General features: G+C 37.8%; 8 protein-coding genes. 1 reads left to right on the plus strand and 7 read right to left on the minus strand.

Annotated features, from left to right (window positions below):
* Positions 1-99: 99 nt before the first annotated feature.
* Both PZ892_RS16965 and PZ892_RS16970 read right to left on the minus strand, forming a co-directional pair.
* Positions 100-2,934 carry a TonB-dependent receptor gene (locus PZ892_RS16965; RefSeq protein WP_094282124.1) on the minus strand — a complete coding sequence of 945 codons (2,835 nt, stop codon included), beginning with the start codon at positions 2,932-2,934 and terminating at the stop codon, positions 100-102.
* Between the two features lie 18 nt (positions 2,935-2,952).
* Positions 2,953-3,684, minus strand: coding sequence for a hypothetical protein (locus PZ892_RS16970; protein ID WP_094257447.1), 732 nt, complete (start codon positions 3,682-3,684; stop codon positions 2,953-2,955).
* A 265-nt stretch (positions 3,685-3,949) separates the two neighbouring features.
* On the opposite strand from PZ892_RS16970, the gene PZ892_RS16975 reads away from it, so the two are divergent.
* Positions 3,950-4,555, plus strand: a complete 606-nt coding sequence (locus tag PZ892_RS16975; protein WP_277711663.1) for a ribonuclease HII — start codon at positions 3,950-3,952, stop codon at positions 4,553-4,555.
* Between the two features lie 352 nt (positions 4,556-4,907).
* On the opposite strand, the gene PZ892_RS16980 is transcribed toward PZ892_RS16975, so the two are convergent.
* The 5 genes from PZ892_RS16980 to rsgA all read right to left on the minus strand — a co-directional run bounded on the left by PZ892_RS16980 (position 4,908) and on the right by rsgA (position 12,965).
* On the minus strand, positions 4,908-7,376 hold the full coding sequence (locus PZ892_RS16980) for a YfhO family protein (RefSeq protein ID WP_094282122.1): 2,469 nt from the start codon (positions 7,374-7,376) through the stop codon (positions 4,908-4,910).
* Positions 7,377-7,549: 173 nt separating this feature from the next.
* Positions 7,550-8,236 (minus strand): TrkA family potassium uptake protein, encoded by a 687-nt coding sequence (locus PZ892_RS16985; RefSeq protein ID WP_094257450.1) that lies wholly within the window; start codon positions 8,234-8,236, stop codon positions 7,550-7,552.
* Positions 8,237-8,239: 3 nt separating this feature from the next.
* A complete protein-coding gene (locus PZ892_RS16990) occupies positions 8,240-10,024 on the minus strand; it encodes a potassium transporter TrkG (protein ID WP_277711665.1) in 1,785 nt (594 codons plus the stop codon).
* Between the two features lie 62 nt (positions 10,025-10,086).
* Entirely contained in the window at positions 10,087-11,892 is a 1,806-nt protein-coding gene (locus tag PZ892_RS16995) for a hypothetical protein (protein WP_277711667.1), read from the minus strand.
* Between the two features lie 152 nt (positions 11,893-12,044).
* Entirely contained in the window at positions 12,045-12,965 is a 921-nt protein-coding gene (gene rsgA, locus PZ892_RS17000) for a ribosome small subunit-dependent GTPase A (protein WP_094257453.1), read from the minus strand.
* Position 12,966 lies beyond the last annotated feature (1 nt).

The raw sequence follows: 12,966 nt of genomic DNA on the forward strand, positions 1-12,966 counted from the left end.
CCTAAAATTTAGGCCATTCATTATTATCTATTTAAATACTCAAATCTTTTTTTACCCATCAAAATCTAAATACTCTATACTAAATACTAAATACTACACTTACATTCTCGGTCTTCTCATTCCCGGAGGCATACCAGTATCTTCGGTCGGTGCGATTCCAGAGAATTTCTGAAGTTTAAATGTAAAGGTTAGCATAAAATAACGACCTAGACGATTGGTTTGCCTATCGATGGTCATGTTTTCTTGTACCGTTCTAGAAAGGTTGGTTTGTTCGTTCAACAAATCGAATGCTTGAAAACGAAGTGTACCACGTTGATCCTTTAACAATTTTTGCTCAATATATGTATTGATAATAAAAGGATTTGCACTTGTCAAAGGTCCGTAACCCGAATTAAAGGATTTTGATAAATCTGCTCCAAAAATAGTCGTTGGAGTAATATTTACGGAACCAATCAAGGTTGGAGTCCATGAAGACACATTGTTATTAAAGTCTCCCAATGAGTTTCTGGTATAATTATAAGAATACCTTACTCCAGGATTCAATTCAAAGTTTTCAGATGGATTGTATCTGAACATTAAACCTTGCATGAATACCCAGTTATTGGAAATATTCTGAATTCCTTCAACTGCACTCAGCTCTCTTGCCGTGTAAGAAATATTCTTGTTGTAGCTGACACCACCCATTAACATCAGGTTGTAGGTCTTTTGTTTCAGAGACTTACCAAAGTGATAGAATGAACTTAGATTATAAACTGGATCTGATTCGTTCAAATACCTTGTTTCAGAAACCATACCTGCACCTTGAACATTCTCGCGTTTTACAAAAGACACAATTTTATCAGTTGTTACATTACCGTTCAACATGGCAAAGAAAGTATTTCCTTTTTGAAAATCGCCAGCACGGAACCTCATCATCATGCGATGTCTGAATTCAGGATTCAAATCAGGGTTACCAAATACGAGGTTTGTAGAAGTATTACCTACGGCATAAGGCAGCACCTGATTGATACTAGGTTCAGTTGAGGAACCTGAATAATTCAAGCTCAAATTCTTCTGTCTGGAGAACTTATATTCAAAGCGAGCGATTGGCATCCAATTTAAGTTAGAACGATCAATGACCGCACTGTTATCATCACTGGATACATCCCCTTTTAATTGAGATGGTTGAACTGCTGCACCGATGGAATATTTCACTTTATCATTTTCGAAGGCATAGTTTGCTCCGATACGATGAGTCGTAAAGGAATAATCCTGATCATAATGATAATTAAGGATACGATTATCAAGATTAGGTAGGGCAGCACCATCCTCATCAAAGGCATCTTGATATTGTTTGTTGACATAGTTGTTTTTATTGAAATCATAAGAGATCTCAATTTTTCCATGCTCAGAAACGGGCTCCAAATAGGAAAGACTTCCCCCAGCATTCCAACTTTTATTATTGACCTCACGAATGGTCTGCTCATAGATCTCAGCCATCGAAGAATTGGAATTATTTGGATCTGTCACCAAACGATCCAGTACTCCTTGATAATCTTCTGTTGTGGCAGCATTATCATAGTTGAAATTCATGAACAAGTTTCTTCCTTTATCACTCAATTTTCTATTATAAAGTCCACTAATACCAAATCTTGGAACATCAGAAACACTGTTTTCCACACGGGTATCAAAGGTTTCCGTAGCATCACTAAAGTCAAACCAATTTCCTTCGGAGTTCGATTTCGCTTTATTGCCTGTGAATCCGAATTGTGGGGTTAGCTTGATATAATCATTGTCTGAAATATTCCATTCTAAATTTGCTTCCAAACGATGGCTGGAAACAATATTATTGGAAGTAGAGTCAGAACTTTGTTCTAGATTTCCACCTTCCATAAAGTTGGTGGTTAAGCTGTTGGTCAAGGTAGTATTGTCGTCTCTACCGAAGGAGTAACTACCATAGACTTTCAGTTTATCAGAAAAATCATGACGGATATTGACCCCAATTGAACCGACATCAGTAATTCCTGAAGCACCGCCGAACATTCCGCCGCCACCACCAGGTCTTCCACCGCCACCTTGACGCATTCTAGCTCCACCACCGATAGTACGGAAGTCAAACAGGTTTGCATTCACGTTGTTTAGGTTACCAAGAACGGAGACTTGAGTTTTATCCGTCATCCCCATCCACATACCGGTTGCTTGATACCGATCTTCTGTACCATATCCAGCACGCAGGGTGGTCATAAAACCCTTATTGTATTTCGGGTCAATTTGAATGTTGATGATCTTTTCAGAGTTACCTGATTTATTTCCGGTAATATTGGCCATATCACCGTAATCATCTACAACTTGGATTTTCTCAATAATATTTGCCGGCAAGTTTTGGGTTGCCGTTTTCACATCCCCCCCAAAGAAGTCCTTACCATTGATTCTCACTTTAGTAACGCTTTCCCCTTGGGCAGTGACATTTCCATCTTTATCCACTTCCACCCCTTGCAATTTCTTCAAGGCATCTTCAGCCACTGAACCTTCTCTAAGTTTCAGGTCCCTGGTGCTGTATTCGACAGTATCACTTTTCACTTGTACCGTTGGTACACCTTCAATTACAACTTCTTCAATTTGATTTTCATTAACATCTAACTCAAAACTAGGGATTTGTAATTCCTTTTGCCCTTGAGGGAAATCGAATTCCTTTTCGTAAGGTGAGAAGCCAAGGCTACTGACTCTGATTTTAAATTTTGTGGCTTTAACGTTGGTAAAAGTGTAGAAACCAGCATTGCTGGAACTGGTTGCGACGGTATCAGTATCTGTAATTAAACGTACAGAAGCACCAGATATCGGTCGGGATTCAGTATCCCTCAGCATTCCAGAAACTTCACGGCCCGATTGACCGTAAGCAGTAATTCCCATAGCCAAGAAGCAAAAGCAAGTCAAGGCTTTCAATAATTTATCCATATATCAATTAAACTAATTCTAGTTCAGAGTCCCCAAAATCCAAGCATCGAGCTTGAATTTATAAGGACTTTTTACTGTAGGGGTATATTGCCCATACATTGATCCTCGAGGGTCCGGTCTGCTTTTAATTGTTTTTTGTAATATGGAAAATCTGTTGTTAATCATGATTTGAATGGCGATTGGATTTTTCAAATCCTTGATACCAATTGCCTGAATCGGAATTTTTGATTCATAGACCAAAACATCATTATCCATCAGTTTTGCTACTGCATGCACGCCATAAGTATTTTCAAATGACAGCCTTCCATCTACAATTCTTGCAAACCCCTTCACCCCATAACCCCTGCTTCGCTTGATTAACTCTTCGCGAACATTCATATTCGGGAGGTTTTCATCGTTACGCATAGCCCTGATAGACTCACTGTCCGGAATAGGAAAGATTAATAATGCCCCATCTTTCTTTTTACCTTCAGGGTTGATATTCACGATGATACCATTTCGGGTTGCTTCCTGCTGTAATGCAAGGTCCTTAATTTGAACTGCTGTATACAAATAGTTAGCGTCGTTTGTAACAGCGAAACTCCAGCTGGAATCTTGACCTATTATAGATAACTGATTTCCCCATTCCTTAATATCCCCATCCACTGCAACCTCTAAACTGGGTAAAATCGCGTATCGATCTTTTTTCTTCTGGGCCAACAAATTTGAACTAGCAAAGATTAAAATGGCAATAATGATATTCCTTTTCATACTTTTTAAGTATTCTTCTTTCTATCAGCAGTATAAGAAAAAAAATTATATTCCCGAATACCTCACAAAGAAAAACACAAAAAGTGTAAATTAGTGTAAAAGGAAATTAATCACGGAGATGTTACAGATTTTTATAGTAGTAAGTATTAAGTATTTAGTAGTAAGACTTGCCTTTCAAGTTGATCTTTTATGAGGATAATTTAAATTGGAGCGGGGTTATTTTTGGAAGTTCGATCAATCTAATTACTAAATACTATCTTTAGGGATGATTTCTACTTTACTATCTACATATCAGGAGGAATATTTAGAGGCGGGTTGTGATGAGGCGGGGCGTGGGTGTTTGGCGGGTCCGGTATTTGCGGCGGCGGTGATTTTTCCGGCGGGATATTCGAATCCGGTATTGAACGATTCCAAGAAATTGTCGAAAAAAAAAAGGATGGAACTGCGTCCTATTATTGAGAAGGAGGCATTAGCGTACGCTGTTGCCAGCGTGTCTGCGGAGGAAATTGATAAAATAAATATTCATAAGGCGTCCTATTTAGCGATGCATAAGGCTTTGGATATTCTGGGGGTAAAACCTGAATATCTAATTATTGATGGCAATAAATTTATCCCATATGGCAGTGTTCCACACGCCTGTATTGTAAAGGGTGATGGGAAATACCTATCCATTGCTGCAGCCTCTATCCTAGCAAAAACCTATAGGGATGAATATATGGACAATATTGCGGTTGATTTTCCGGAATATGATTGGTTGAAGAACAAAGGTTATCCTACCATAAGACACCGGGAAGCAGTGTTGAAGTTGGGATTAACGCCACATCATAGAAAGACATTTAGGGTTAGCGAACCGCAGTTGAAGCTGTTTTAGAAAGTGGAGGTGGAAAAGCATTCATGGTTTTTGATTTTAATTGTTATTTTATATTAGGAATTGGCGGGTGAAAGGGAAAACTCCAGAGGAGTTTAATGTTAGTAGTAGATATTATCAATGAGATAAGCCCGTCTCCAAAAAAACCAATCGCTTTAGCGATTGGTTTTTTTGGAGACGGGCTATTATTTTTTAGGCTATCTGTTACTAATATTGAACCCCTCTGGGGTTCTTGACTCCGCTTCCTATTTATGAATCGTTTGAATTAATCAGCCAACTGATTGATTAAACGGGATGTAAAGCCAATAAAAAAGGGATTCTGAAAAGAATCCCTTTTTTATTGGAATATGTATTTCTAAATTTTCTCTTTTCTATGTTTTAGTGATAACCAAATGGCGAATCCTAATCCTAATACTAGGATAATGGATGCTACCAAGGATATGATATTACTGATGCGCATGGAGTCAGGGGCAAAAATAAATTCTACTTTATGGTTACCGCCTGGTAATGAAAGTCCTCTTAATAGATAGTCTGTACGGATAATCGGCACTTCTTCGCCATCTACATAAGCTTTCCAGCCTTTATCATAGAAAATCTCAGAGAATACGGCGAACACATTGTTTCCTGCTGAATATTCATATTTCAAGGTATCTGGATGGTACGAAGTCAATTTGATTTCTGCGTTGGTTGGTTGACCAATGCTTGCATTGCCTATCTGCCCTTTTAATCCTTCATTGATGATTGCTTCCTTTTTCGGATCGAAGGTATTCAAGGCGTCCATCTCTGCTTGGTTGCTATTTACAAACCTAATGTTGTTTACAAACCAAGCATTTCCTAAAGCTGAGCTTCTACGGTGGATTCTATCTGAATTATTGCTTTGATCTTTGCTGATGATATAGCGAACATTTAACATATCCAATACATCCTCATTAAAATCACCATTAAATTGATTCTCCAATAACTCTTGGAAACGCATCAATTTTGCGGCATGATATCCACCAATGCTTTTGTGGAAAAAGGATGTGCTTGCATCGTTGAATGGACTTGTAGTCAGGTCAAATACACGGTATGACAAGTCTTTATCCAAATGAATCAACTGATCAACCTCCCGTTCAGGAATAGGTTTTTCATAAATACTTTTATCAACGAAGGACTCTGAATTTAAATATCTTTTATCAACTGCCCATAGATCCACAATAGTGATCACCGCAATTGCAGCAGTAAGAACAGCCACTGTAAGTTTCTTCTTAACATAGAACCATACAAATCCTGCTGTTAAAACGACAATAAAGAATGAGCGCCAAGCATCAGAAGAAGCTAGATCGGCACGGTCTTTTAATAAGGCATTCGCCAATTCAGCACCTAAAGTTGGGTCTTGAACTTGTTGTTGCAATGCCGCAACAAATTCTTGGTGATTAGCAGTGCGTAATGCAAGAATACTTGGCATTAAAGCAATCATTAAACAAATAATGGCTACTGCTCCCCCAGAATACAATACTTTTTTATCTAAATCCTTAATTTCATTTCCTCTGGTTATGATTTCATTCAATCCCATTATTGCAAGTAATGGAATCAATACAGATGGAATCACCAATATCGATTCAACCGCTCTGAACTTGTTGTACATTGGCAAATAGTCAAAGAACAAATCAGAAATAAAAGGAAGATGACGACCGAAAGAAAGGAAAATAGTCAGTACGGTTGCTGCAAGAATCCACCATTTTAAGCGATCCTTCACAACGAATAAAGCAAGGACGAATAAAAAGATGATTCCAGCACCAAAATACCAAGGTCCGGAAGTGAAACGCTTATCGCCCCAGTAAGTTGATAAAGCTCTATTAGCATATTGCACAGCTTCAGCTTTTGAAGCTCCTATTTTCTCAATTACTTTTACGGAATTTGACTTTTCGGTCATTGTACCACCAGAGCGACCACCATATGCATTAGGGATCAAGAAGGTAATATTTTCACCGATTCCTTGGCTCCATTCATAAGCATATTCCTTATCTAATCCAGCGTTTGATTTTCCAGAAGCATCTGTTTTCGTAAGATTAGCTTTACCACGGATTGTTTCCTTACTATATTCATAGGTTGGAAATAAAACCGATGCATTGACTAATACTGCTATAACAACACCTATTAATTGAAGCCCTGTGGCTTGTAGGAATTTATTCAGTTTTTTATCGCGGATTGCATAATACAACTCAAAACCCACCAAAACCATTAAGGCAATGAACAGGTAATAAGTCATTTGAATGTGGTTAGCTCTGAGTTCGAGCGCTAGGAACAATGCCAAGAGGCTTGGTCCCCAGAATTTACTTCCGCGGTAACAGAGGATTACAGAACCAATAATTGGAGCGAAATAGGCGATTGCATAGGCTTTATTGATGTGCCCTGCTTCGACATATATCATATTGTAGGAGGAGAAGGCGAGTGCAACAGCACCGATTGCCGCTACCCAAGGTCGTAATCGTAAGACCGAGAACAGGAAATATCCGCCTAATAAGAATAATAATAATACATCGGAAGGAGGAGGAAATACGGCTCTGATAGCTGGTCCAATATGTGTTGTGATGTTACTGGCATGATCATACCAAATTTGATAAGTTGGCATACCCCCAAACATGGAATTGGTCCATAACGGAGTAGTTCCATCTTTTTCCCTGTACTCAAAAATTTCTTTTTGACTACCACGTGCTTGCATCACATCGCTTTGCAACAAAGTTTTTCCTTGCCAAACTGGCGTAAAATAAAACACCACTAAAAGCAAGAAGATGCCTATAATGATTAAGTGATTCTGATTTTCCTTAAACCAAGTTTTCATCTAGTAATGAATAGGATTATTAATGATATAGCCCCAAAAATATAGAATTGATGTGAGATTTGGGTTATATGGGATGAGAAAGTTGAAAATTAAGAGCAGCAATGCCGTTAATATCCGAACACATTGTTTGCAGAAGTTAATCTTTCCACGATATAGTAAGAAAAACCAGCATCTTAACCCTTTTGTATCAGGTCTTTAATGTTTGCCAGCTCTCCAAACAAGACTAATAAATCATTTTCCATAAGGACTGTATCAGATTTAGCAATACCCGATGCTTCCTTGCTTAATCTTGTCGTTCCTTCTCTGGTGGTTTGATTTTCCACATGAACAGTGGTCAATACAATTACTTTATATTTATTGGTCAAATCAGCCTCTTTAAGGGTCATCCCAATATATTTAGTTGGGACCTTCGTTTCAATAATACTGTATTTCTCAGAAATTTTAAAAGAGTCAACGATATCGATATTATCCAAACGCATGGCTAATCGTTCAGCTGCTTCTTCCTCAGGCATGATATATTCATCGATATTCATGGCTTCAAGCACCGTTTTTTGAAGCTCAGAAACAACACGACCAATGATCCTTTTGACTTTAAGCTGTTTTAACAGTGCTACTGTCATTAAACTGGCGCCTTCTTCCTCACCAATTGCGACAATTACCGCGTTACTTTCTCGTAGTGGCAAGGAACTTACCGCATCTCGGTCAGTACTATCAAGACAAACCGTATGCGTAATACGATCTTTAGTTTGCTCCACAATACTCATATTCTTGTCTGCAGCAATCACTTCATGGCCTAGCTCCGTCAAGTGAATCGCCAATGACCGTCCAAAATGTCCTAAGCCTAATACAATATACTTCATATGTTAAAACAGTACTTTTTCAGTTGGATAAATATAACTTTTGTTCTTTGTGTTTTTAATGAATGCCACCAGGAGAGTCAACATCCCTACCCTACCTACAAACATGGTAAACATTAAAATGATTTTACTTGTTGCCGTCAATGAGGATGTAATTCCCATGGATAGCCCACAAGTTGTATATGCAGAAACCGATTCAAACAATAAGGGTATCATTTGTTGATTCGGATCTGAGAAATTCAATAAGATAAAACTCAGCGTAATCGTTAATACTGACAGTAAGATAATGGCGAAAGCCTTGTTTACCGATTCAGAAGCGATTTTCCGTTTATAGATTTCAATAGATTCCTTGCCTTTAGCTAGTGCGACAATATTCATTAACGCGATTGCAATCGTGGTGACCTTTACTCCGCCACCTGTTGAACCAGGTGAAACCCCTATCCACATTAACGTCACAAACATGATTAATGTTGGGATATTGATAAAATTTAAATCTACACTATTGAATCCTGCCGATCGGGTGGAATTTGCCATAAAAATGGAAGTGGCCCACTTTCCAAAGGAGGATTTATCAGCCATCAAACTATGATCTTGTTCCAAAACAAAGAACGAGATTGTAGCTAAGAGAATAACAGTCACATTACAGACTACGATAAAACGCGAATTAAAAGAGAATACCTGAGGTTTATAGCGGTAGCTTTTTTTCTGGATCAATCGCTGTATGATAGACTTTACTTTTTCCTGAACCCAGGTGTAGAAATTGAAGATAGTACCGAATCCAAAGCCCCCTAAAATAAACATGGAGGCCACTGCTAACTGAAAGTTATAATTAAAACGGTAGGAATCATTCATGACACCATCTTTAATAATTGTAAATCCAGCATTACAGAATCCTGAGATTGCATGGAAGCAGGAGAAAAACACCATTTCACCGAGGGAATCGAAATGTTTCGCATCCAAGGAACTAAAAATTAAGATGGCTCCAATAAACTCAAAAAGTAGTGTTATAAAGATGATGGTCAATAAGGTTGAAATAACGGAATTCAGTTTATTTTCCCCCAATATCTCACCGAACATCAATTGATTCTTAAAGGAGAAACCTCCGGAGAAGAAATATCCGAAGAAACCTGTAAAGGTCATAATTCCCAATCCACCCACCTGGATGAGTGCCATGATTACGGATTGACCGAATACGGAGAAATTAGTCGAAATATCCGTTGTTGAGAGTCCGGTAATACATACTGCACTGGTTGCCATAAAAAATGCATCCACAAAGCTCAAGGGGGCTACTATAGTGGTTCGGGGAAGCATAAGTAGAAATGCACCAAGAATAATTAAGCCCAAGAAACTGATGACAAATAGTATGGTTGGATTAAAATAAAAATTGTCGAAGAAAAGACTATTCTTAGAAAGTTCTGAGAGGAAAATAATGGCAATACCGAGATAAAGCCATTCATCCTTGGCGAATGTCGAGAGGAATCCGCCAGTCATTCTAGAGATAGTGATCAATAAAAAATAGGCACTGACCATTACTCCTGTATAATGCGAGACATTGATTCGTCTGGCAACTAAAATGGAGGAAGAGGTTCGAATGATTTCAAAAAGAAAAAGACCGTAGTATAAGATAACAACAGCTTTGTCTGTGGTTTTAGCGATGATTGGATCAGTAATATAACCAACATGCACGACCATCGTAACGGCGCTGATCAAACTGACATAAAAAACAATCTGATCAACGGTTTTCTTTTTATACCGGAAAATATATTTTAGGAAGCTATAAACTGAATCCATCTATCTACAAACATAGCAATATCATACTGAAGCCCTAAGTTTTAAAAATCTTTCACGTGAAACTAATTTTTATTTTCTTCCTCTTTTTTATCTTTTTTCTTGAATAATCCTTTGAAGAATTTACCTGTTTTCTTGATTACTCCTTTTGTTTCTTCCATCACTTCTTTTCCTTTTTCGGCAGCTCCCATTAATTTGGCTTCACGTTCTTTACTGATACCAGCACATTGTTTTATACCGTCCAGTAAACTCTGCCACATGGTTTTGAAAAAAGTATGCTCCGGCACCCTTTTATAATTCACCTTCCCTATATGATATTTCTCATTAGCATCTGGATTACTATCGTTAATCAGGATATTATTGACCACAAAGGATAAAACGCCTTTTTTCGTCTTGCTCATTCCTGGGTCTACGGCATTCATTAAATTCAGTTTCAGATGGTCATAATCAAATCTGAAATCACCCCAGTTTCTGTAATCATTGGCTTGAAAATTAAAACTGATGCTCCGGATGTTACCTGAAGATATTTCAGCATTCAACAAAGGAGTCAGGATTTTATTGAACGAAGTGGCCTGCATTCTTCCTAGACTTCCGTTATAGGTATGATATCCATCTTTACTCAACATATCAAAGCCAAATTGAATTTTCAATAGTCCTGAATTCATGATTTTAGCCTGCAAATCTGCCCGCATGAATTTATTCTTTGCCAAGAGGGTGCTGTCATTGGTGACATTTGTTAATGTTCCGCGTGCCTTATTAAAGGTAATTACCCCTTCTTTATGGAATTTTGCGGAATACTCACCATATAAAACATCAATATTATCAACATAAACTGTATCAATACGGATTAGCTGTTTGACTTTCATCAATTGTTGATGAGGAGATTTACCTATTTTGGACGCACTTTTTTTAGGATATCGTTTATCATTATACAATGAAACTGATCCGTTTTTAATTTGCACATGTTGGGCAATGGTCTGTTGATTATCAATAAGCTCCTTAAAGTCTAATTTCTCAAAGCGAAGGGTATCGAATTTCATAACAGCCATGGTTATATTTTGATTTCTGGCTTTGAAATAGGTTGCTTTATTCATCTTAGGCGCATATTCAACCTTTGTTAACAAGACATTTTGGTCCCTGGTATTCATTAACAGTCGGTCGAATTTTGCTTTATAAATTCCATTGGATAGCTCGTATTCAAACTTTGGAACATCTACTTCTACCATTTTTGTATAGAACAAACGGGTGGTATCATGGATGGAAGCTTGATCGACTAAGATATCATGCACCTTGATCCCAATGCTATCCAGTTCAATATCACTGGATTTCCCTTCTTCGATCTTTGAAAACTTAAACTTTATATTATCGATGTGGATATCCCTAACATTGATGGAGCTAAAAACATCTTTAATATTATCATATAGCGTTTTGGATTGCTTAGGTTGAATGGTATCATTATAAGCATGTCTTTCGGATATCATGTGGATATCCGGGGAGTCGAAATTGATTTCTTTAATATATAGTTTTCGATTCTTGATTACATCCCAAATATTAAAGCGACGGACTTTCAAGGCCGATAGTTTAATATGATATCGGCTATTTGGAGCTTCTTTGGAGAGCACCATCCTCTTATAGACGGCAGAATCAGGAATTAGCTCTGCATTCTTTAAGGTTACATTTCCTAGAGCAACATTCAGGTCCAGGTCATCATACTTTAAAGAATATAGTCCATTGGTGGCATTTGTAACAGTTTCCTTGAGTTTAGTCTCGACAATTGGTTTCCAATTTCGGCTATAGTACCACCCTACTCCGATTATAGCCACAATGATGACGACTACAATTCCAATAATCCATTTCCAAATAGGTTTCATAAATATCAATAAAGCGGTTTATCTTAGCTTGTGTTATTGTCTAACAACAATTCAGCCAATATGTTTATTTGTCCAAGAAAATTTTATTGAAATTAAATTAGGTAAAATAAAGGAAAATATTCTCTTGAATTTAGTACAAGAAACTTGAATTATTAATTCCTGTTATTTTCATTGTTATAGATACTCAAATAACTATCGTAACGAGAGGGTTCAATTTCACCGTTTTCCAATGCTTCGAGCACCGCACATCCCGGCTCATTGATATGTCTACAGTTGTGAAACCTACATTGATTGAGGAGGTTTCTCATTTCTGGAAAATAGTGGGAAAGTTCTTGCGGTTCAATATCCACAATCCCCAATTCCCGAATTCCTGGTGTATCTATCAATTTTCCTCCAAAGGGCAAATCAATCATTTCCGCAAAGGTGGTGGTATGCTTTCCTTTATCCGACCAATCCGAGATATTTCCGGTTTTTAGATCGGAACCCGGAATAATAGCATTGATTAGGGTGGATTTACCGACCCCTGAATGTCCTGAAATTAAAGTTATCTTATCTTTCAATACCTCATTCAAGTCATCAATATTTTCTTTTTCCAATGCAGACACGGTGTAACAAGGGTATCCCAGATCTTTGTAGATGGCAATGTACTCAGCTAATATTTCCAAGCCTTCTTCAGAGAATAAATCGAGTTTATTGAAAACCAGTGCTGCCGGTATACCATATGCTTCGGCAGTAACCAAAAACCGATCAATAAAACCAGTTGAAGTCGGTGGGGATGCCAATGTCACCACCAGCATGGCGAGGTCCAGGTTAGCCCCAATAATCTGGGTCTGTTTAGAAAGGTTGACGGAACGTCGAATGATATAATTTTTTCTAGGTTCCAGCTTTGTAATGACAGCGCTTTGTAGGCCTTGTTCAATTTCGAATTCCACCCAATCTCCTACGGCAATAGGGTTAGTTGTTTTAATACCTTGAGTTCTGAATTTACCTTTAATCCTACATTCCAATCTTTCACCACTTTCGGCCAAAACTTGGTACCAACTACCAGTAGATTTCGTTACAAGTCCGCGCATA

This window comes from Sphingobacterium sp. WM (genome assembly GCF_029542465.1).
GTDB classification, from domain to species: Bacteria; Bacteroidota; Bacteroidia; order Sphingobacteriales; family Sphingobacteriaceae; genus Sphingobacterium; species Sphingobacterium cellulitidis.